The sequence below is a fragment of the Dyadobacter sp. BE31 genome (assembly GCF_031457695.1).
Lineage (GTDB): Bacteria > Bacteroidota > Bacteroidia > Cytophagales > Spirosomataceae > Dyadobacter.
Window position 1 is genome coordinate 245296 of record NZ_JAVDXA010000006.1, and the last position, 20647, is coordinate 265942.

Genomic DNA, 20647 nt, shown 5'->3' on the forward strand with positions numbered 1-20647 from the left:
CCCCGGGATTTTGACCCCGGGGACTCAAATTTTTTAATGATTGACCATTTTCAGGGCGCCTTCACTGTACCTTGCTCCGGTGTCGGGGTAGCGGGCAATGAGGGCGTCGATAGTTTTAAGGTCTTCGGCTGAAAGGCCTACCTCGAGTGCGCCGGCATTCTCTTCGAGGTATTTGCGTTTTTTGGTGCCGGGGATCGGGATAATATCGTCGCCTTGTGCGAGTACCCATGCGAGCGCGAGTTGTGCAGGCGTGCATTGCTTGCCCGCGGCGATTTCTGCGAAGCCGCTTACGAGTCTGGCATTGTTATCGGCCACATCTCCCTGGTACCGTGGCAAAGTGCGGCGGAAGTCGCTTTCTGCCAGGGTTTCCGTATTCAATGTGTTGGTGACGAGCCCTCTGGCCAACGGCGAGTAAGGGACCAGTGAAATGCCCAGTTCGCGAACCGTATCGAGGATCGTTCCCTCCACATCACGGGTAATAACCGAATATTCGCTTTGCAACGCGGCGATCGGGTGTACGGCATGGGCTTTGCGAATGGATGCCGCGGAAGCTTCACTCAGGCCCAGGTAGCGGACTTTGCCTTCCTTAACCAGCTCGGCCATGGCGCCAACCATTTCTTCCACAGGTACATTCGGGTCGACCCGGTGGGCGTAATACAGGTCGATAGTCTCAATTTTTAGTCTTTTCAAACTGTTTTCAACGGCGATTTTCATCCAGGCGGGTGAACCGTCGAAGTAGGCACCGGCCGAGTTGCGGGGTGTGCCGGTCTTGTCGCCGTAGCGGAACCCGAATTTGGTGGCGATGAAAATCTTGTCGCGGTTCGGTACCAGGACTTTCGATATCAGTTTTTCGTTTTCGCCATCGGCGTACATGTCGGCGGTGTCCCAGAAATTGATCCCCAGGTCGAGGGCACGATGCAGCGTGGCAATGCTTTCCTCGTCGTCGGTGGGGCCGTAAGCGAAGCTCATGCCCATGCAGCCTAATCCGATGGCTGATAATTTTTCTTCTGTTTTTCCAAGGCTTCTGTATTGCATTTGTTTGTTGGCTATCGGCTTTTGGCCGGGTGGATAATGCAGTTTTCAGGGTAATTCTGATGATACAAAGCTACTCTCGAGCGGCGGGTGTCGCTTTATAGTTTTCAAACAGATCTTTATAAAAATCACACAGCCTTTGTGCGTACGTTTCCAGGGGTAAGGCCTGTCTGTTTTTTGAAGAAAATATTGAAATAGGCGGGGTACTCGAAGCCCAGACTGTAAGCGATTTCCGACACGTTCCAGTTGGTATGGTTGAGGAGCGCTTGTGCTTCCTTCGTAATGCGAGCCGAAATGTGCTCTGTGGTCGTCTTTCCTGTAATTTCCTTCACCGAACGGTTCAGGTGGTTCGCATGTACCGAAAGGCTTTGGGCGTAGTCATTGGCGGTTTTCAGGCGCAATGCATTTTCGGGGGTGTCGATCGGGAATTGGCGTTCGAGCAGCTCCATGAACAACGAGGTAATGCGTGCGGAAGCATTGATTTGCCGCTCAAATGTCTCGGCCGGTTGCATTTTCATGGCTTCATGGATGATCAGGTGCAGGTAGTTTCGCAGCATGCCGTATTTGTGCTGGTAGTCGGATTCGATTTCTACCATCATCTTTCTGAAAATGAGCGAGAGCTCTTTTTGCTGCTGTTCGTTTACAAAATACACCGGATTTGCCCCGATTTTGAACAGTGGCGAGTCCTGTAAAAAGTCTTTGCGCTCCGCCGGATTGACGAAAGTTTCGGTAAACAAGGCAAACCAGCCCAGCTGGGATTCCGAGATCGCTTCCCACGAGTAGGGTACCATCGGGTTCGAAAAAAGCAATGCGGGACGGTCTATTTCGATCCATTTATCGGCATAATGCAAGCGCCCCGTGCCTATAATGAATGATACTTTGTAAAAATCGCGGCGGCTGTATGGCGTTTTTTTATAGCACGAATTCCTTTCGAACACATTGAAGTGTCCGACACCGGCATTGTTCAGCGACAAGTCCGCCGGGTTAGCCTGCGGTACGCGACGGTAAAATTCCTGGATTGATTCGGTATGGCTCATGGTGTAATATTATAAAATTCAAATAGCAGATGCGGTGGTGAAAGTTTCCGGAGAGGTCGAATTAATCGCTTTTTAATTTCGAAGCGACTGGCTTTTGACGAATATTGGACTATCCAAAATATGTTAGAATGGATCACAGAGGTAGTCCGCATATGGCGTAGATTTGATCGTCAGGTTTGGTCAGGCATAGTCAAGTATTGTCATGAGTAGTCAAGGCCTTGCAAAGTGTATCGTTAAGGCTCAACTGACCACACTTGACTATTCCTGACAATACCTGACCATTACGACAAACGTTCATCAATTAAGCACCAACTATGTCCCACCGCAAACCAACCAGTGAACTAACCCCAAATGCCTTCGCGGCCGTGCGGGAACTTGAAAAGTATGTCGCCTCCACCGGTCTCGACAAAGTGCATTATAAACTGATCAAAATCCGCGCCTCGCAGATTAACGGATGCGGGTTTTGCCTGGATATGCACGCGCGGCAGGCCCGCGAAATGGGCGTGACCGAACAGCGCATATATATGTTAAGTGCCTGGCGCGAGGCGAATATTTATACGGAAGAAGAAAAGGCGATCCTGGCGCTCACCGAGCAAGTAACGCTCATCAGCCAGGGCGGCGTGAGCGACGAGGTGTACGGTAAGGCGGTGGCACTGCTCGGAGAGGAATATACCAAAGCCGTGGTAATGGGCGTGGTGGCGATCAGCGCGTGGAACCGTATTATGATCACCGACGAGGTGGCGGTCAATGCTGTGGAGAGTTATGTTTAACAGTCGTCCTATCCAGATGAACAGCCAGTCGGAAAAGGCCGATTTGCTCAAAAAGCTGCACCATAGCGGTAAAATGCTCGTGCTGCCTAATATTTGGGACGCTGCCGGCGCGGTAATGCTCGAAAACCTGGGCTATCCGGCTGTGGCCACGGCCAGTGCCGCCATTGCGCGTGCCCACGGCTATGAGGATGGCGAGCGGATCCCATTTGATTTTTTGCTAAGTATCGTGGCGCAAATCGTGAAAGCGGTGAGTGTGCCGGTTACAGTGGACATCGAGGCAGGCTATGCGGCCGATAACGAGCTATTGAAGTCAAATATCCGTCGTCTCATTGCCGTCGGTGTGGCTGGGATCAATATCGAGGATTCCGAGGTGCGTACGCGTGAACTGCTGCCGGTGGGTGAGCAGGTGGAAAAGCTGAAAGTGATCGGGCGGGTGGCAGAAAGGGAAAATACGAGGCTGTTTATCAATGCCCGTACGGATGTGTTTCTCCTGAATCCGGAATTGTCCGAAGATCAGAAACTCGCGCTGGCGATCGAGCGCGGTCGCGCGTACGTGGACGCGGGAGCCGACTGTATTTATCCAATCTTCGCCACGAGAGAGGAAACGCTCAAAACGCTGGTAAATGCCTTGAAAGTGCCTGTGAATGTAATTGCCAAATGCGATACACCAGACCTGGATGTGCTCCAAAAGCTGGGTGTGGCACGTGTGAGCTTTGGGCCGAACGTGCACCGGGCAGCATTGTTATCGATGGAAGCATTACTGAAAGATGTGAAGGAAAGCCTCAGCCATAAACCGGTTACCGACCTGCTCATGTGACCTGGTGTGGACTTTTTGCGTATAGTATTGAAATCTCCCGGAGGCCGCAACCGGGAGATTTTCTATTTTTAATCAAAATTAGGATTTACTTTGTATCTATATCCAACGAACTTAACCCGTTACCACGCTCAGCGCTATGCAGGAGGACATTCTTTTTCAGATCAGCAATAAATTAAAAGAAGTCAGGAAAAGTAAGGGGGTTACCCTTCAAGAGATTGCCGACGAGGCGGGCGTGACGAAAAGTCTTGTGTCCCAGATCGAAAACAGCCGGACGATCCCCTCGTTGCCGGTGATGCTGGGGTTGATCAAGGCGTTGGATATTGACCTGAACGTGTTTTTCAAGGACATCATTTCAACTGCGCCGGGCGAAAGCGTGCTGGTTCGCCGGAAGGAGGAGTACCAGCCTTTCACCAAGGAAAACGCGAAAGGGTACTTCTATCAGCGCATATTCAGCAAACAATTCAAGGACAACCATATCGACGTGGTGCTGCTGCGGCTCGAAAAGGATGCGAAGCGGCCGATGGTGCGCACCAATGCATTCGAATTTAAATATGTGCTTTCAGGCGCGGTGGAGTACACCGTAGGAAAAAATAAATATATCCTGAACCAGGGCGATTCTATGTTTTTCGATGCGAACGAGCTGCACAACCTCAAATGCAATGATTGTGACGAGGCGGTACTGCTCGTTATTTACTTCTTCAACGAGGCTCAGTAGCCTTTCGGGAAATTCTTCTTGTTAAATATTAATTAACATTTGCTTAATCTTTGACTGGGCTTGGTTCACTAGTTTTGCGGTGATCAAGGTATTGTCATGCATAATTTTTAATATTAGTTAACTTTTACTTGGTCATTAAAAGAATTTGCGGTATTTTTCAGCTGTAAACCAATGTCGGCTTGGCAGTAATGAAATGTGAGAGTTAAATTTCACTAAACATTTCAACTTGAATAGCCGTTCCGCCCAAAAGCAGACATTGTTTACGAGAAAGTTTAGTATTAGTTCACCAATTATACCAAGTGAGATGTCGATAGAACTGGTAGTTTTCGATATGGCAGGTACGACTGTCAAGGATAAAAATTTTGTAGGAATTGCATTTCAGCAGGCCATGCGGTCGCAGGGATATGAGATCGCGATTGAGAATGTGAACCCGCTGATGGGTTACGAGAAGCCGCTGGCCATTAAAATGATGCTCGAAGTGCGGGAGTCCGACAAGTCGAAGATTACGGCCGAGCTGGTAGATACTATTCACACGCACTTTGTGAACGGGATGATCAGCTTCTATCAAACGACCACCGAAATTGCGCCGCTGCCGCACGTGGAAGAAACTTTCAGCGCGCTCCGCGAGCAAGGAATTAAAATTGCATTGAACACCGGTTTCTCCCGGGATATTGCCGACGTGATCGTGAGCCGGTTGGGCTGGGAAGATAAAATCGATTGCCTTGTAGCCAGCGATGAAGTGCCTTACGGGCGTCCTTACCCAGATATGATCCGCAAGATCATGGCCGAACTGGGGGTAGCCTCGGCCGAGCGCGTTGCCAAAGTAGGTGATACCGAAGTGGATATTAATGAAGGGATTAATGCGGGTTGCAAATACGTGATCGGGGTTACGACCGGCGCATTTACCCGTGAGGCGCTGCTGCCTTACAAGCCTACGCATATCATCGATGATATTGCCGAGGTGCCGGGCATTATCTCGGCCAGTCACGAAATGGCTGTCCAGGGTTAATTCACTTACATTCATATCAGATTAAAAGCATGAGCAAATCTGCGATTGTCATCGGGGCGGGAATAGTAGGGTTGGCGACGGCAAGGGCTTTGGCCACAAGAGGTTACCAGGTAACAGTGATCGAGCGTTCTACGCAAGCCGTGGGGGCGTCCATCCGCAATTTCGGGATGGTATGGCCGATCGGTCAGCCGGAGGGTAAATTATATGAAAGGGCATTGCACGCCAAAAGTATCTGGAAAGAGGTGCTGGCGGGTGCGAAATGCTGGTCGCAGGAGGCGGGAAGCCTGCATATGGCCTACCAGCAGGATGAGTTGGAAGTGATCCAGCAGTTTGTGGAGGTGAGTCCTTACCGCCCTGTGAGTTTCCTGAATGCGGAACAAACATTGGCGAAATCACCGGCTGTGAATCCCGATGGGTTGTTGGGGGCGCTGTATTCGGCGGATGAAATGATCGTCGACCCACGCGAGGCCATTGCCGCTATTCCGGGTTATCTCACTGCCGCATTGGGCGTTACATTTATATGGAATACCGCTATTTCGCAGGTGACATACCCGGCGGTGTTGTCGGGTTCGAAAAGCTGGTCGGCGGACGAGATCTTCGTTTGCAGCGGCCAGGATTTTGAAACACTTTATCCCGAGCAGTTTTCGGCCGCGCCGCTGACCAAATGCAAGTTGCAAATGATGCGCCTCGAAGCGCAGCCCGACGACTGGCGCATTGGTCCCGCGTTATGCGGAGGATTGTCTTTCATTCACTATCACGGGTTCAAAGCGGCGGCGTCATTGCCCGGCCTGAAAGCCCGATACGAAAGCGAATATGCCGAATACCTCAAATGGGGCATTCACGTGATGGCGTCGCAAAACGGTTTGGGGGAGATTACGGTGGGTGATTCACATGAGTACGCGCTCACTTTTGATCCGTTCGACCGGGAGTTTATCAATACTATGATCCTCGACTACCTGGGTACTTTCGCGCAGTTTAAATCGCCGAAAGTGTACCAGAGCTGGCACGGGATCTATCCTAAAATGACGAACGGGGCGACGGAGATTGTTTTAAAACCCGAAAGCGGCGTGACGATTATCAACGGCCTCGGCGGAAACGGCATGACCCTTTCGTTTGGTCTTTGCGATGAAGTAGTTGGCGGAACTTACCAGTCTTAAATTCTGATATATGCTTGCAAAAGTTTTCTGTGCATTGGCGGTAGCCTCGTTGTTGCTGACCGCATTTCATTCCCGGTTTGAAGGAGCTTCATCGGGGCACACCGGGTTGGACGAAAAGCCGACGGGCATCGAGCACGTCATTGTGATCGGGGTCGATGGATTGAGCCCGGATGGTATCCAAAAGGCCCAAACGCCGAATATCGACCGAATGGTGGCCAATGGTGCGGTGAAATGGAACGTGCGGACGGTGCTTACCTCTGCAAGCAGCCAGAACTGGGCGTCGATGATCATGGGCGCGGGGCCGGAGCAACACGGGATTATCAATAACGATTGGGAGTTGAACAAGCACACGCTTCCGCCCATTGCGCAGGAGGCCGATGGTCGTTTCCCGACGATTTTCAGCATTTTACATAAGGCAAAGCCCAATGCGGAAATCGGTACGGTGTACCATTGGGGTGGTTTTGGAAGATTATTTCAGAAGAATGCAGTGAACTACGACAAGCATTTCTCAACGGAAGATTCCACGGCCACTGATTTCATTCAATACATTAAAAATAAAAAGCCGGTACTGGGCTTCGTGCATTTCGATCACGTAGACCACGCCGGCCACCACGACGGGCATGGGTCGGTGCAGTATTATCAGTCCGTTTCGAAGGCCGATTCGCTGATTGGCAAAATTCTGGCGGGTATTAAAGAGGCTGGTATCGCCGAAAAAACGCTGGTAATCCTTTGGGCCGATCATGGCGGCATTGGTAAGGGCCACGGCGGCGCCACGCCGCAGGAGGCGGAAATAGCAGGTGTATTTTCCGGTGCTGGTGTGAAGAAGGGTTATTCAATACAACAGCAAGTCTATACTTACGACCTCGCTTCGACGATTGCATTTGCGTTAGGTATCGAGCAGCCTTATGCGTGGATCGGTCGCCCGGTTAAGCCGGTTTTCAAAGGGTTTGATGAACCTAAAAACCTCTGGCTCGGCGAAAAACCTTAAATTGGTTCGAAGCATTTAACCTGAACCCTGCGAATGGCAGCTGTACACAACCGAACGGAAGGCGACATCAATTTATCATCCGCGCGTCAGGATTGGTATGCGGTCATCAGCGACCCCGAAACCTCGGGGTTCCTGCATGAAGATGCGGAATATTTTCTGCACCAGTCGCTTTCCACGCCCTGCCTGGACGTGCTCGCCTCGTGCGAGGGCATTTACCTGACGGATGTGCAGGGCAAGCGGTACATGGATTTTCACGGCAACAATGTGCATCAGCTGGGCTATCGACACCCTTATGTGATCGAAAAGCTGAAAGAGCAAATGGATATCCTGCCGTTTTCGCCGCGCAGGTATACCAATGTGCCGGCTATTGAGTTGGCCAAAAAGCTCGGTGACCTTATGCCGGGCGACCTCAATCGCGTGCTTTTCGCGCCGGGAGGCACTTCTGCGATCAGTATGGCTTTGAAACTCGCCCGCATTGTGACCGGCAAACATAAGGTAGTATCGCTTTGGGATTCCTTTCACGGCGCTTCGCTGGATGCAATTTCCGCAGGTGGCGAGCTCGATTTTCGGAAGGATATGGGGCCGCTCTTGCCCGGCGTGGAGCGCATTCCGCCGCCGATGACCTACCGCGGGCCGTTTGCAGCGGCCGGAAACGGTGACGTTCCTTATGCGGATTACCTGGAATATGTAATTGAAAAAGAGGGTGATATCGGTGCTTTTGTGATCGAGACTATCCGCAATACCGATGTGCAGATTCCCTCCCAGAGCTATTGGAGGCGTGTACGGGAGATTTGTACGAGGCATAAAGTACTCCTCATTCTGGATGAAATTCCGATCGCATTCGGGCGGACGGGAAAGATGTTCGCCTTCGAGCATTACGGTTTCGAGCCGGATATCGTGTGCCTCGGCAAAGGACTGGGCGGCGGTGTGATGCCGATGGCCGCCATTGTGGCGCGCGATAGTTATAATGTGGCGCAGAGCGTTTCGTTGGGACATTTTACGCATGAGAAAAGTCCCTTGGGCAGCGTGGCCGCATTGGCGATGCTGGATTTTATCGAGCAAAACGATCTGCTGGCCAAAGTGAATGCGGACGCGGAGTTTATGCGTGTGGAGCTGGAAAAACTGAAAGACAAGTATCTGCTCATCGGCGAGGTGCGCGGGATCGGACTGTTGTGGGGTGTGGAACTGGTGAAAGACCGCGGGACGAAGGAAAAGGCTGTACACGAAGCCGAAACGGTGATGTACGAATGCCTCAAAAACGGTTTGAGCTTCAAGGTATCGCAAGGGAATGTGGTGCAGCTTTCGCCGCCGCTCATCATCACCCGCGAGCAACTGACAGAAGCATTGCAGATTCTGGAAAAAGCCATTGAAACGGCTTCGGTTTTGGTATAGAAAACTCAACACTTAACCATATGCGCCTGAAAGAAGCACTTACGCGATCGAATACGTTTTTTATCAGTTGGGCTGTTATCGCTTCGTTCGGGGCTTATTTCTGTATGTATGCTTTCCGTAAGCCGTTTAATGCGGGGCTCTACCAGGGGCTCGAACTCGGCGAGGTGAGCTACAAGGCGATCCTGATCATTTCACAAGTGGCGGGTTATACGCTTTCCAAGTTTGCGGGAATTAAAGTGATTTCTGAATTGAAACATAATGCGCGGGTCAAGCTGGTGATCGGGCTGATCCTCATTGCGGAGCTTGCATTGCTCTGTTTCGGGTTGGTCCCGTATCCCTACAATTTCGTTTTTATGTTCATGAACGGCTTGCCGCTCGGGATGGTCTACGGTGTGGTATTCAGCTTTCTGGAAGGGCGCCGGTTCACGGAAATGCTGGCGATGGGTTTGAATATCAGCGTGGTGGTGGCGTCAGGGATTCTAAAAACAACTTATATTGAAGTCCACAGCCTGTTTCCCGGCATCTCGGAGTTCTGGATGCCGTTTTTTATGGGCTTGCTTTTCCTGCCGCTGTTTCTGATGTTCGTATGGATGCTTTCGGTGATCCCCAAGCCGACGGCCGAGGACATTGCCTTGCGTACGGAGCGCGTGCCTATGACAAGCGCGGACAAGCGGCTGGTAATGCGGCAGTTTGGCTTTCCGATCGTTTGCCTGGTTATTTTCTACGCCACACTGGTGGTCGTGCGCGATTTTCGCGACAATTTCACTATTGAAATCTGGAACGAGATCGATTCGCACTGGGGGAGCAGCGTGCTCACCACCACCGAAATGATCACGGGAATTGTGGTGCTGGTAATCATCGGCGGGTTGGCATTTGTGCGGGATAACCTCACGGGTTTCAAGCTTACCTACCTCATTCTCTTTGCAGGTATCACGCTGATCGGCATAGGGACGCTACTGTTCGAGAAATCGGTAATCAGTGGTTTCGATTGGATGCTGATGGTCGGCTTAGGTTTGTTCCTGGCCTATACGGTACTTCAAACCGTCGTTTTTGAGCGGATGATCGCATTGTATCGCATCAAAGCCAATGCGGGGTATTTTGTGTACATCTGCGAGAGTATTGGCTATATGGGTAGCGTGGGGCTATTGCTCTACAAGGAGTTTTTTATGAAGGACCTGAGCTGGTCGCGGGTGCTGATGCAATTCTCTTACCTGCAATTCGGCTTGGGGTTGCTGCTGCTCGCAGCCAGCAATATCTTCTTCGATAAGTACCGTTCGGGGCGTTCGGCTTCCAAGGTCGGTACGCCGTTTGCTGCGGCCTGATTACTTCCGGAAGGGGCATAAAAAAAGGAGGTGCAAGTGCCCTCCTTTTTAACATCTCAATTTCACCTTTCAATTTTTACTAAAACCTATTTTGTCGTTTTAAGCTCCACGATGGCCGCTTTCTGAGCAGGCGTTTGTGTTGTATATGGGTTCACTTTAGTCGCTTTCGGTGGTGCCGGTGTTTCCACAACCGGGGTGGATGCTGGCAACGTATTCTTAATTGTGTTAGCTGATTTATTGTCGTTGGCAAATGCAACTGAACTGGTCAATGCGATAACGCTAACGAGGGTTGTGATCAAAGTTTTCATAGCTCTATTTATTTTTGTTTCTTGTCTTTGTCTTATTTGATGATGCAAATATAAATGGGATTTTATGAATGGTTATATATTTATTCAATGAGTGATCAAACGGCTATTTGAGTGGTTTTTATTGGTGATGAGTGATTTAATGGTTTTTTGGCAGGTGTTTTGTTTTGAAATATTCAAATATATCCCAACATGCTAATGAGATGGTTTTTATTTGAAAAGTACAATATTTGATTCGATTGTAATTTCCCGCTAATTACTATATTGCCGGTATGGCTAAAATCATCAACCTCAAACCTTTCAAGGAATTTGTCCAATCGGAATCGCTGGGCGGCGCGATACTGATCATTTGTGTGGTTATCTCGCTCATTATTGCCAATTCATCCCTTGCGGGCGCGCTCGAAAACCTGCTCAACACGGAGCTGGGTTTTCATACCGAGAGCATTCATTTGCGCTACCCCGCGCTTTTGTGGATCAACGATGGACTGATGGCCATTTTCTTCCTGCTCGTGGGGTTGGAGATCAAACGGGAGCTCGTAGAAGGCGAGCTATCATCATTCAAAAAAGCAGCGTTACCCATTTTCGCGGCGCTAGGAGGTGTGCTGGCCCCGGCGGCGATCTACTTTATAGCCAACCAGGGCACATCCACGGCTGCCGGCTGGGGCATTCCCATGGCGACCGACATTGCCTTTGCCATCGCGATCATCACCATGCTGGGCAACAAGGTGCCGCCCTCGCTCAAAATCTTCCTCGCGGCCCTCGCTATTGTCGATGACCTCATGGCCATTCTCGTGATTGCCATTTTCTATTCCTCGGAGCTGCATTACAATTACTTGCTTTATGCAGGAGCCATTTTCGGCGGCTTGTTGGTGATGAACCGTGCGGGTGTCAGGAGCCTGGCGGCTTACCTGGTTCCGGGCGCGTTTATCTGGTATTTCGTGCATCACTCTGGCGTACACGCTACCATCGCGGGCGTGCTCACAGCCTTTGCTCTACCCACTACACCCGACGCGCAGGAGTCGCCACTCGAAAAGCTCGAACATATTCTCGTAAAGCCGGTGAACTTCGTCATTATGCCGGTTTTTGCATTAGCCAATACCAACATTACCTTCGAACAAGGGATGCTCGAAGGGCTTACCACTCCACTTGGGCTGGGTATAATCCTTGGGCTGGTAGCAGGCAAGCCGTTGGGTATCAGCTTGCTTTCATGGCTGACCGTGAAGCTGGGCATCAGCAGCATGCCGAGCCGGACCGGTTGGGCGCATATTATCGGCGTCGGGATGCTGGGTGGTATCGGTTTTACGATGTCGGTGTTTATCGCATTGCTTTCGTTTCCGGGCGAGCACCTGATCCTTTCGGAAGCGAAATTCTCGATCCTTTTGGGTTCGATCCTCTCGGGTGTACTGGGTTACCTCATGCTGACCAGCGTGAGCAAAAAGTCGGCGCGGTAGGCGCTATTCGGTTTTGCTTTTGATGAGAATGTAGTCTACATAGCCGTTTTTGGAGAATGCGGTGATTTGGGAGTATTTCTGGTAATTGTCCCAGGTTTTTACACCTCCCTGGTCGATATTCGGCGCGATGTTTTCCGAAAGATTCAGCAGCCCCAGGATAATACGGTTTTGGAAGGCATAGTCGGAGAGCTTGTTTAGCCTGATCTGGTCTGCAATCTCATTGATGTAGATAATTTCGACTTTGCCCTCGCGGTAGCTTACCCGCGGGCATTTTTCGCAGTCCGCCCGTGCGTCCCTGTAATAACTTTCCAGCCGACCTTTGCCGAGGATTGCCGCTACTTCCTGCTGGCTTCGCAGGGCGACCTGCGGCAGGTCGAGTTCGACGGTGACGACTCCGTTCTCGTCGTGTTCATCGAGCACGTAGAATTTGACAAAGATGGCAATGAGTATCACGACGAACGAAATGAATTTCCAATTCGCCCATTTGCGTCTGACGGAGGTTTGTTCCATGAACCTGGCGTAGTTTTTTAATATTCAAGGGTAATGACTTTCGGATACAACCACGAAATATCATGCCAGACTCACTGAACCGGATGGTTATCACCCCCGAGCTGAACTACGATCAGCTCACGATCGCCGAAGCGACGCTTATTCAGCAGCAGCTGCACGGGTATTTAAATCTGGAACCCTTTCAGAAAGACATCACAACGATCGCAGGCGCGGACATTTCTCTCGCTCTTTACAGCGAAACCGTTTACGCCGGGCTGGTGGTACTGAGTTATCCCGAACTTCAACCGATAGCTTACTCATTGGTGAAAAGCAGCACCATATTTCCCTACGTGCCCGGTTACCTCGCATTCCGCGAAATTCCGGCTATTCTGAAAGCTTACGAGCAGCTTCCGGTGAAGCCCGACGTAATCATGTTCGACGGAAACGGCATTCTGCACGCCCGCAGAATGGGTATTGCCTCGCATTTCGGTGTGCTCACCGGCGCTGTTACTATGGGTTGCGCCAAGAAAAAGCTCGCCGGAAAATACGACGAGCCGGGCACCTTTAAAGGCGAATACTCACCGGTGACCGACAAGGGAGAGGTGATCGGTTACGCGGTGAGAACCAAGGGTAATGTAAAGCCCGTTTTCATCTCACCGGGCCATCAGATGAGCCTCGAAGACAGCCTGGCCCTCGCACTCAAATGTACCGGCAAACACCGCCTGCCCGAACCCACACGCTACGCACACGAGTACGTGAACAGGTTCAGGATAGGCGCGCTCACCGAAGGCTATCACAAAGTCGACAGCTGGACCCTATTTTAGCGACTTATCAATCTCGTTGAGCAAGTATTTTTTTGGATCTGAATCATACTCCCAGAACATCACTCCGCCCAGCTTGTTGGCCAACACGTATTTGCATTTTTCCCTTACCGACTCTTCGTCGTCATAGCTCAGCACATCGCCGGTTTCCGCATTCAGCAGGTAGGGTGCTTTGGCCACAGTGTCGCGGTATTCTTTATAGCCTTTTTTGTTGACGAGGCTGTCCTTGATGTAGGAGTAGCCGTCGATGTATTGCTGCTTGATCTGCTTTTGTCCCAATCCTTTTTCCAGTTTGGCAACCGTGAACATCCGGCCATAGAACGGAAGCCCTACCACGAGTTTTTCCATCGGAACGCCCGCAGCGTGAAAGCCTTTCACTGCATTATCCACCGATTTGGCCGTTTTGTAGATTTTGGAAGGATATAAGCTTGCATGGTGAACCGCCGTGTCGCCCTGGAACAAGTCGTAGGTCATCAGGTTCACGTAATCCAGGTAACGCTGGGCTTTACCCATTTCGGTTGCATTCAGGAATTCGATCCAGCCTGCCACCGCGGTGGTGAGCAGCTTTTTCTTGCCTGTTTCTTCTTCCAGCATATCCAGCTCATTGCGGATCGCATGGAACATTTCAGTGTAGTTCTGCTTGTCTTCGGGGCGGAATACGTTACCATCTTCGCCAGGGAGGCCAGGGTATTCCCAGTCGATATCCACGCCGTCGAGATTGTATTTTTTAATGATTTCAACACTGCTTTTCGCAAATACCTTGCGGGATGAGTCGGTCAGCACCGCGTCGGAGAAGTTTTCGCTCCACGCCCAGCCACCGATCGAGATGAGGATTTTGAGGTCGGGATTATCCGCTTTAAGCAGGTTGAGCTGCCGGAAATTGGTCGTGTCGGTTTTCTCATTGCTCAAAAATGCCTTGCCGTTTTTAATATCAATGAAGGCATAATTGATATGTGTCAGCATTTTAGCCTCGATGTTGCTCGTGTTGAGCAAGCCGTGGAAACCGCCCACGTAGCCGATCACGACGGGGCGTTTGGTGGAATCGGCGTCGCCTTCGCCCTTTTTTTCGGACGAGCAGCCATTCAGAAACAGTAATGGGGCAATGAGGCATACGATCAGCAACGCCGTGCCGATGTTCTTTTGAATAGGGATTAGGCGCATGGTATTGGTTTTGGTTTGAAGGGTTAAAATAAGCACACCTTCAAATCATCTCCTAATCCTGCACCGGCACCGATAGCTTTTGTAATGCTTTGTTGAGGTTAATGCCCTTGCCCAGCACGCCTTTGAACAGGTCGCCCTTTTGTTCCAGGCGGTCGAAGATGTTTTTGATCGTGAAATCCTTCGGACTCAGGCCGTGTTGTACCTCGCTCCATTCCAGCGGTGCGGAGACCGTCGCGCCGGGCTTCGGGCGGGCGCTATACGCACACGCGAGCGTCTGCCCGATGCGGTTTTGCAGGTAATCGACGTAAATCTGGTTCTTTTTGCGTTTCGCGAGCGAGCGTTCGAGCGTCGTAAGCCGGGGCAAACGCTCGGTAACCATATGCGCGAGCATTTCGGCGAAGTCGCGGGCCTGGTCGTAGTCGTATTTCCTGCCGAATGGAATGTAAACGTGCATCCCGCTGGCGCCGGAGGTTTTGCAAAAGCCTTCCACCTCCATTTCGTCGAGAATTTGCTTGATGGTCAATGCCACGTCGATTACGTCGTCGAACGTGTTCTTGTCCGACGGGTCGATATCCATCACCACCCAATCGGGGTTATCGATTTTGTTGATGGTCGAGTTCCACGGATTCATTTCAATGCAGCCCAGATTGGCAATGTACAGCAGGCTCTCCACGTCGTTGACCACGTGGTAATTCACCATTTTTCCCGTCGATTCGGCGAGTATTTCAAAGGTCTTGATCCATTCCGGTACCGAATCACCGGCATCTTTCTGAAAAAAACCTTCGTCCTTGATGCCATTGGGCTGCCGACGCAGCGACAGCGGCCTGTTTTTCATATAAGGCAAAATATAGGGCGCGATATTCCGGTAATAGTCGATCAGCTCGCCTTTCGTAATGTGCTCATCGGGCCAGTATATTTTTTCCGGATGGGTAATCTCTGCTTTCTTTTTCATGATGCTTTTCGTTTAGGCGCGGCCAGACTTTCCTTCAACTGGGCCATCAGGTCACGACTTTTCGAATGCACGACCTTCATTTTAGTAGCGGCCGGTTTCTTGCCTTTGGCTTTGGCCATGATCAGTTTCAGCAACTTTTCATTATAGGTATCCTTGTAATTGGTAATGTCGAAATCGGTGGTAAGCTGCTCGATGAGCTGCACAGCCATATTCATTTCTGCGGGTTTGATCTTTACATCGGGGATATTCAACTCGTCGGTGTCGCGTATTTCTTCGGCGAAGCGGATTTTGTTGAGTATCAGCAGGTCACCTTGCGGTTTGATGAGCACCAGGCTTTCGCGGTTGCGCAGGACGTACGTGCCCAGTCCGCATTTACCGGTTTTCTTCAACGCGTCGCGGAGCAATGCATAAGGTTTTACACCGGACTTTTCGGGTTGGAGATAATAGGGCGTTTCATAATAAATGCTGTCTATCTCCTTTTCGTCCACAAACTCGGCGATTTCAATGATTTTTGATTTTTCAGGACTCGCCTTCTCAAAATCAGACTCGTCGAGCACCACATAGTTATCCTCGACTTTATAGCCACGGACTATGTTCTCCCATTTCACCTCGCGTCCGGTATTGGCATTGACGCGCTGGAAATGAATGTTGGCATGGTCTTTCTTGTCGAGCATATCGAGATCGAGCTCGCTAGCCTGGACGGCGCTGAAAAGTTTAACGGGGATATTCACCAGGCCGAACCCGATCGCCCCGGACCATATTGCTCTCATATTTCTTTTCGGTTTGAAAATCGGGTAAGAGCAAAATCTGTGCCTTCGCTGCATTACATTACCCGTATGGAAATCGCAGGCTTCGGAGAAGCCCCCTGTTTATAGCAAAACCTACAATAACGATAATCCGCGGCTCCATCGGAGCCTCCTGCAAGCAACGACGGTTTCATAGGCGGAGAAAGGAGGCTCCGATGGAGCCGGGAAGCATTCATCACAACTATATCTATAAACAGGTGGCTTCTCCGAAGCCTGGTGCGAAATGCCAGTAACAGGTACGATCAAATTGATAACATTTCCTCAAAAACGGACAGCCGGCGCCCTTGCGATGGGATTATTTCGATAGCATGTATAAATTTTTTGTAGAAAATTACAAAACGCTTGTAATCAATTAATTGTATTTATATATTCCTTGGAAGTTACCACGTAAGCCTCCCCGAGTTATCCTTATACGTTAGTTGTGTCCGGGAATCTGGCATGTCTTTTTAATAGTTGCTTCCCGAAACAATTTCACAACAAGACTAACTCTTAAATCGGATATAACTATGGTAGCGACACTAGGTAACAACCCAGCGAAAAGCTTGAAACCCGGCGCAGTGCTTACCGTTACAGGTGCCAGATCTGAATCGGAAGCGCAGAGAGAAGTGGCTGATTTTCTACAATTGAGTAACCGGACCGACCTTGGCTATTTCCTTATTTCAAAGGATTACTTCCTGCTCTACCTGAAATCAGGAGATTCGATTCGTGGAATTGCATAAGCATTAACTTTTTTCATTTAGAAGGACATGGTACAGAAAGGTACTTTCAAATTGCTTGGGCAAAAGCTCATTAATATTATCATCCACAGAGAAGACGTTCTTAAAATTACCCCCAATAAGAAAGGACAGGGTTGCATCATTTATCTTAAAAACAAAGTCCCCTACACAGTAAGTGAAAGCGAGAAAGAGGTGCAGAAGAAACTGAATTGGGTTGCAGCATGATCTCCGGTCTGTTGCCATGAAAATAAAAGCAGGGCTCCGGCGTAAGTCGGGGCCTTTTTTATGACCGCCGACCGCTGACGACCGACCGCCGACTGCATGTAGATCGATCGGCGGTCGGCCGTCGGCGGTCAATTACCCCACCGTTAAATTCCCTCCCTCCCCGAACCCTCCCGCGCCGTTCCGTGTTACCCAAACACCGAATTTCTCCACACCACAAAAATCCATGTCCAAAAAGACTTACTTTTTTCTGATCCTCATTCTGGGGAGCCTGACTGCGCTTGGCCCTTTTTCAATTGATATGTACCTGCCGGGGTTTCCCGCCATTGCGCGTGATCTGAACACAACCGCCGCCAAAGTTTCGCAGACATTGTCGGGGTATTTCGTCGGCATTTCGCTGGGCCAGCTGCTTTATGGGCCGCTACTCGACCGGTTCGGGCGGAAGAAACCTTTGTTTATCGGTTTGGCGGTTTACATTCTCGCGTCGGCGGGATGTGCCGTGGCTACGAGCGTCGAGCAGCTGATCATTTTGCGCATAATCCAGGCCGTCGGCAGCTGTGCGGCCACTGTGGCTTCTGTGGCCATGGTACGCGACCTTTTCCCGGTGAATGAAAATGCCAAAGTGTTTTCGCTATTGCTGCTGGTGGTAGGTTTCTCACCGATGATCGCTCCGACCGTCGGCGGTTATGTTACCGACGCATTCGGCTGGCATGCCGTATTTATGATATTGACCGTGATGGGCGTCGCCATTTTTGCGGCTACCGCATTGTGGCTGCCCGACAGCTACAAGCCCGACAAAACGCTTTCGCTCAAACCGAGGCCTATTATTATGAACTTCCTGGAAGTGCTCCGGGAGCCGCAGTTTTATACTTATTCCGTTACAGGTGCAGTCGCATTCGCGGGGTTGTTCGCCTATGTTTCGGGCTCGCCCATTGTGTTTATGGAAGTATTTCATGTGGATGGCAAAGTGTATGGGTGGATTTTCGCCTTCCTGTCCGTCGGCTTCATTGGCTCGGGGCAGGTTAACACTTTAATGCTGAGAAGGTTTTCCAGCGAGCAGATTGTCAATGTTGCGTTGATATGCCAGGCGGTGATTGGCCTTGCATTCCTTGCGGCAGCTTTAAACGGCGCATTGACGCTTACTTCCACACTCGTGTTTTTGTTCCTTTTCCTTTGCTGCGTGGGTTACACGTACCCGAATGCGGCCGCGCTTTCGCTCGCGCCCTTCACGCGTAATGCGGGCAGTGCGTCGGCGCTCATGGGTGCATTTCAAATGGGGGCTGGCACCTTGATTTCCATTGCGATCAGTTTGTTTGAAGAGCCATCAATCATTCCGATGGTAGCGGCCATGGCAGGCTCGGCTACGCTGGCGCTGATTATGCTGGTAGTGGGCCGGCGGTTTATCACCAACAAAGTGGAAGTGCAGCAAGGTGCCGGTGCCGGTGTCATGCATTAAGCGGCCGGTTTATTTAATTTGTAAATGGATTACTTTAAGCGACTACTCGAATTACTCAAAATAGAGAGGGAGGAAGACAAGCAATCGTACCAGCGATTGATCGAACGGTCTTCTGTTTCCGAACGCCGCGCCGGCGGATTGGCGTGGTACCCGATTGCCATTCGCGGCCAGGAAATGAGCCGCGGCGATTACCTCACCGTAGAAGTGGAACGCACCACGCATCAGGATGTGCCGCATCAGCTGCGGTTCGGGATGCCTGCGGTGTTGTTCAGCAATCATGAACCGAAAAAAGACCGCGTAGAGGGGGTGATCTCGCACCAGGGCGGCAACCGGTTGAAAATCACATTGCGGACCGACGAACTACCCGAATGGTCGCGCGACGGCAAGCTGGGGATCGACCTGCTTTTCGATGATAACAGTTATGATGAGATGCAATCCGCATTGAAGGCTGCGGATTCGATCGGTTCGTCGGACAAAGAGGGGCATTTGATCAAAGTGCTGACAGGCGAGAAAGCACCTTCTTTTGATAAAGACATTTACCCTGTTACCCTTCCCAAGCTGAACCCGTCGCAACAGCGCGCGGTGCAGAATATCCTTTCCGCACAGGAGCTCGCAATCGTACACGGGCCTCCGGGGACAGGGAAAACCACCACGTTGGTGCAGGCTATCAAAGCTTTGGTCAAAAAAGATAGCAGGCCTGTTCTCGTGGTTGCACCAAGCAACACGGCTGTGGATTTGCTGAGCGAGAAATTGAGTGAAGAGGGCTTGAATGTGCTTCGGGTAGGAAACCCGGTGCGTGTTTCGGAGCGATTGTCGGCGTTGACTTTGGATAGCAAAATGTCTTCGCATGCGAGCGTGAAGGACATTAAGGCATTGAAAAAGCAGGCCAACGAGTACAAAAACATGGCGCATAAATATAAGCGCCATTTCGGGAAAGCCGAACGCGACCAGCGCAAAGCACTATTCGATGAGGCGCACCGCATTATGAAGGACGTCGCGAATATGGAACAATACATTATCGACGATCTGCTGACCAAAACGCAGGTGGTAACGGCTACACTCGTGGGTTCCAACCATTTCACGGTAAGGAATATGAAATACCGCACCGTGGTGATCGACGAGGCCGGGCAGGCATTGGAACCGGCCTGCTGGATTCCGATCCTTAAAGCGGAGAAAGTAGTATTCGCCGGTGACCATTTGCAGTTGCCGCCGACTATCAAGTCCGAGGACGCGGCGAAAGGAGGCCTGGCTACCACTTTGCTTGAAAAATGCGTCGCATTGCACCCTGAATCGGTGGTGTTGCTGGAAGAGCAGTACCGGATGAACGAGGCGATTATGGGGTATTCTTCCAAAGTGTTTTATAACGGTCGACTGAAAGCGCACGAATCGGTGGCGGGCCGGGTGTTATTCCCTGGCGAGGCACCGCTGGCATTCATTGATACAGCCGGATGTGGTTTTGATGAAAAACTGGAAGGTACGAGCTCGACAAACCCGGAGGAAGCTGCATTCCTTTTCAGGCATTTGTCGCAACTGGCGGTGGAATTTGCGCAGCGTAATGCTAGGCCAGAAGATTTTCCCAGCATCGCCATTATTTCACCTTACAAGGAACAGATCAATATTCTGAAAGACCAGCTTGCCCATGCAGTGGACTTGAAACCGTTTCTTGAAAAAATAGCTGTGAATACCATCGACAGCTTCCAGGGGCAGGAGCGGGATGTGGTGTACATCAGCATGACCCGAAGCAATACCGAAGGGCAGATCGGCTTCCTGGCGGACATTCGCCGGATGAACGTGGCCATGACCCGCGCACGCAAGAAACTCGTCGTAATCGGCGACAGCGCGACGCTTTCGGTATTGCCTTTTTACGAGCATTTCATCGCCTATGCCGAAGGCCTGAATGCCTATCAAAGTGCCTGGGAGTTTTCGGATTTGTAACTATGTGATGAGCGGATTTTCTTTTCAAAGCAACCGGATTATCTTTAAAAGCATCTAGCTGAAACAAAGACATTCATCCGACTTGCTGAAAACC

At 50.7% G+C, this 20647-nt stretch carries 20 protein-coding genes; 13 read left to right on the forward strand and 7 right to left on the reverse strand.

Annotated features, from left to right (window positions below; all coding sequences use genetic code 11):
* Positions 1-33: 33 nt before the first annotated feature.
* Together J2Y43_RS26570 and J2Y43_RS26575 are read right to left on the reverse strand one after the other, a co-directional pair.
* A complete protein-coding gene (locus J2Y43_RS26570; RefSeq protein ID WP_309989780.1) occupies positions 34-1035 on the reverse strand; it encodes an aldo/keto reductase in 1002 nt (333 codons plus the stop codon).
* A 125-nt stretch (positions 1036-1160) separates the two neighbouring features.
* The gene (locus J2Y43_RS26575; protein ID WP_309989778.1) at positions 1161-2069 is read right to left on the reverse strand and encodes a helix-turn-helix transcriptional regulator; all 909 of its coding nucleotides are present in this window, start codon (positions 2067-2069) and stop codon (positions 1161-1163) included.
* A gap of 314 nt (positions 2070-2383) precedes the next feature.
* Between J2Y43_RS26575 and J2Y43_RS26580 the strand changes: the two genes are divergently transcribed.
* The 8 genes from J2Y43_RS26580 (at position 2384) to J2Y43_RS26615 (ending at position 10239) form a co-directional block, all read left to right on the forward strand.
* Positions 2384-2839 (forward strand): carboxymuconolactone decarboxylase family protein, encoded by a 456-nt coding sequence (locus J2Y43_RS26580; protein WP_309989775.1) that lies wholly within the window; start codon positions 2384-2386, stop codon positions 2837-2839.
* On the forward strand, positions 2832-3656 hold the full coding sequence (locus J2Y43_RS26585) for an isocitrate lyase/phosphoenolpyruvate mutase family protein (RefSeq protein WP_309989773.1): 825 nt from the start codon (positions 2832-2834) through the stop codon (positions 3654-3656). The genes J2Y43_RS26580 and J2Y43_RS26585 overlap by 8 nt, the downstream gene beginning before the upstream one ends.
* A 136-nt stretch (positions 3657-3792) precedes the next feature.
* Positions 3793-4371, forward strand: a complete 579-nt coding sequence (locus J2Y43_RS26590) for an XRE family transcriptional regulator (RefSeq protein ID WP_309989771.1) — start codon at positions 3793-3795, stop codon at positions 4369-4371.
* A 304-nt stretch (positions 4372-4675) separates the two neighbouring features.
* Positions 4676-5380 carry an HAD-IA family hydrolase gene (locus tag J2Y43_RS26595; protein ID WP_309989769.1) on the forward strand — a complete coding sequence of 235 codons (705 nt, stop codon included), beginning with the start codon at positions 4676-4678 and terminating at the stop codon, positions 5378-5380.
* A gap of 29 nt (positions 5381-5409) precedes the next feature.
* Entirely contained in the window at positions 5410-6537 is a 1128-nt protein-coding gene (locus J2Y43_RS26600; protein WP_309989767.1) for a TIGR03364 family FAD-dependent oxidoreductase, read from the forward strand.
* Between the two features lie 10 nt (positions 6538-6547).
* Positions 6548-7525, forward strand: coding sequence for an alkaline phosphatase (locus J2Y43_RS26605; RefSeq protein WP_309989764.1), 978 nt, complete (start codon positions 6548-6550; stop codon positions 7523-7525).
* Positions 7526-7558: 33 nt separating this feature from the next.
* Positions 7559-8917: an aspartate aminotransferase family protein gene (locus J2Y43_RS26610; RefSeq protein ID WP_309989762.1), complete on the forward strand. Its 1359-nt coding sequence runs from the start codon at positions 7559-7561 to the stop codon at positions 8915-8917.
* 20 nt (positions 8918-8937) lie between these two features.
* A complete protein-coding gene (locus J2Y43_RS26615; protein WP_309989758.1) occupies positions 8938-10239 on the forward strand; it encodes a DUF5690 family protein in 1302 nt (433 codons plus the stop codon).
* Between the two features lie 86 nt (positions 10240-10325).
* On the opposite strand, the gene J2Y43_RS26620 is transcribed toward J2Y43_RS26615, so the two are convergent.
* A complete protein-coding gene (locus J2Y43_RS26620) occupies positions 10326-10547 on the reverse strand; it encodes a hypothetical protein (protein ID WP_309989756.1) in 222 nt (73 codons plus the stop codon).
* A 269-nt stretch (positions 10548-10816) separates the two neighbouring features.
* Between J2Y43_RS26620 and nhaA the strand changes: the two genes are divergently transcribed.
* Entirely contained in the window at positions 10817-11995 is a 1179-nt protein-coding gene (gene nhaA / locus J2Y43_RS26625) for a Na+/H+ antiporter NhaA (RefSeq protein ID WP_309989755.1), read from the forward strand.
* Between the two features lie 3 nt (positions 11996-11998).
* On the opposite strand, the gene J2Y43_RS26630 is transcribed toward nhaA, so the two are convergent.
* Positions 11999-12505 (reverse strand): hypothetical protein, encoded by a 507-nt coding sequence (locus J2Y43_RS26630; RefSeq protein WP_309989753.1) that lies wholly within the window; start codon positions 12503-12505, stop codon positions 11999-12001.
* A 62-nt stretch (positions 12506-12567) separates the two neighbouring features.
* Here J2Y43_RS26630 and nfi point away from each other — a divergent pair, with 62 nt between their 5' ends.
* Complete coding sequence (nfi, locus tag J2Y43_RS26635) at positions 12568-13308, forward strand: deoxyribonuclease V (protein ID WP_309989751.1); 741 nt, start codon at positions 12568-12570, stop codon at positions 13306-13308.
* Here the strand turns inward: nfi and J2Y43_RS26640 are convergent.
* The 3 genes from J2Y43_RS26640 to J2Y43_RS26650 are packed head-to-tail and all read right to left on the reverse strand — an operon-like array spanning position 13300 to position 16188.
* A complete protein-coding gene (locus tag J2Y43_RS26640; RefSeq protein WP_309989746.1) occupies positions 13300-14466 on the reverse strand; it encodes a glycoside hydrolase family 18 protein in 1167 nt (388 codons plus the stop codon). The genes nfi and J2Y43_RS26640 overlap by 9 nt on opposite strands.
* A 52-nt stretch (positions 14467-14518) precedes the next feature.
* Positions 14519-15418: a non-homologous end-joining DNA ligase gene (gene ligD / locus J2Y43_RS26645; RefSeq protein ID WP_309989742.1), complete on the reverse strand. Its 900-nt coding sequence runs from the start codon at positions 15416-15418 to the stop codon at positions 14519-14521.
* Positions 15415-16188 (reverse strand): Ku protein, encoded by a 774-nt coding sequence (locus J2Y43_RS26650; RefSeq protein WP_309989739.1) that lies wholly within the window; start codon positions 16186-16188, stop codon positions 15415-15417. The genes ligD and J2Y43_RS26650 overlap by 4 nt, the downstream gene beginning before the upstream one ends.
* 542 nt (positions 16189-16730) lie before the next feature.
* Between J2Y43_RS26650 and J2Y43_RS26655 the strand changes: the two genes are divergently transcribed.
* The 3 genes from J2Y43_RS26655 (at position 16731) to J2Y43_RS26665 (ending at position 20553) form a co-directional block, all read left to right on the forward strand.
* The gene (locus J2Y43_RS26655) at positions 16731-16943 is read left to right on the forward strand and encodes a hypothetical protein (protein ID WP_223400093.1); all 213 of its coding nucleotides are present in this window, start codon (positions 16731-16733) and stop codon (positions 16941-16943) included.
* Between the two features lie 445 nt (positions 16944-17388).
* Entirely contained in the window at positions 17389-18618 is a 1230-nt protein-coding gene (locus tag J2Y43_RS26660) for a multidrug effflux MFS transporter (RefSeq protein WP_309989733.1), read from the forward strand.
* Between the two features lie 24 nt (positions 18619-18642).
* Positions 18643-20553 carry an AAA domain-containing protein gene (locus J2Y43_RS26665; RefSeq protein ID WP_309989727.1) on the forward strand — a complete coding sequence of 637 codons (1911 nt, stop codon included), beginning with the start codon at positions 18643-18645 and terminating at the stop codon, positions 20551-20553.
* Positions 20554-20647 lie beyond the last annotated feature (94 nt).

Coding starts and splice junctions, on each gene's coding strand:
- nhaA (WP_309989755.1), top strand. CDS start 10,817: ATGGCTAAAATCATCAACCTCAAACCTTTCAAGGAATTTGTCCAATCG.
- J2Y43_RS26575 (WP_309989778.1), bottom strand. CDS start 2,069: ATGAGCCATACCGAATCAATCCAGGAATTTTACCGTCGCGTACCGCAG.
- J2Y43_RS26665 (WP_309989727.1), top strand. CDS start 18,643: ATGGATTACTTTAAGCGACTACTCGAATTACTCAAAATAGAGAGGGAG.
- J2Y43_RS26610 (WP_309989762.1), top strand. CDS start 7,559: ATGGCAGCTGTACACAACCGAACGGAAGGCGACATCAATTTATCATCC.
- J2Y43_RS26630 (WP_309989753.1), bottom strand. CDS start 12,505: ATGGAACAAACCTCCGTCAGACGCAAATGGGCGAATTGGAAATTCATT.
- J2Y43_RS26580 (WP_309989775.1), top strand. CDS start 2,384: ATGTCCCACCGCAAACCAACCAGTGAACTAACCCCAAATGCCTTCGCG.
- J2Y43_RS26585 (WP_309989773.1), top strand. CDS start 2,832: ATGTTTAACAGTCGTCCTATCCAGATGAACAGCCAGTCGGAAAAGGCC.
- J2Y43_RS26605 (WP_309989764.1), top strand. CDS start 6,548: ATGCTTGCAAAAGTTTTCTGTGCATTGGCGGTAGCCTCGTTGTTGCTG.
- ligD (WP_309989742.1), bottom strand. CDS start 15,418: ATGAAAAAGAAAGCAGAGATTACCCATCCGGAAAAAATATACTGGCCC.
- J2Y43_RS26620 (WP_309989756.1), bottom strand. CDS start 10,547: ATGAAAACTTTGATCACAACCCTCGTTAGCGTTATCGCATTGACCAGT.
- J2Y43_RS26660 (WP_309989733.1), top strand. CDS start 17,389: ATGTCCAAAAAGACTTACTTTTTTCTGATCCTCATTCTGGGGAGCCTG.
- J2Y43_RS26615 (WP_309989758.1), top strand. CDS start 8,938: ATGCGCCTGAAAGAAGCACTTACGCGATCGAATACGTTTTTTATCAGT.
- nfi (WP_309989751.1), top strand. CDS start 12,568: ATGCCAGACTCACTGAACCGGATGGTTATCACCCCCGAGCTGAACTAC.
- J2Y43_RS26640 (WP_309989746.1), bottom strand. CDS start 14,466: ATGCGCCTAATCCCTATTCAAAAGAACATCGGCACGGCGTTGCTGATC.
- J2Y43_RS26650 (WP_309989739.1), bottom strand. CDS start 16,188: ATGAGAGCAATATGGTCCGGGGCGATCGGGTTCGGCCTGGTGAATATC.
- J2Y43_RS26655 (WP_223400093.1), top strand. CDS start 16,731: ATGGTAGCGACACTAGGTAACAACCCAGCGAAAAGCTTGAAACCCGGC.
- J2Y43_RS26590 (WP_309989771.1), top strand. CDS start 3,793: ATGCAGGAGGACATTCTTTTTCAGATCAGCAATAAATTAAAAGAAGTC.
- J2Y43_RS26570 (WP_309989780.1), bottom strand. CDS start 1,035: ATGCAATACAGAAGCCTTGGAAAAACAGAAGAAAAATTATCAGCCATC.
- J2Y43_RS26600 (WP_309989767.1), top strand. CDS start 5,410: ATGAGCAAATCTGCGATTGTCATCGGGGCGGGAATAGTAGGGTTGGCG.
- J2Y43_RS26595 (WP_309989769.1), top strand. CDS start 4,676: ATGTCGATAGAACTGGTAGTTTTCGATATGGCAGGTACGACTGTCAAG.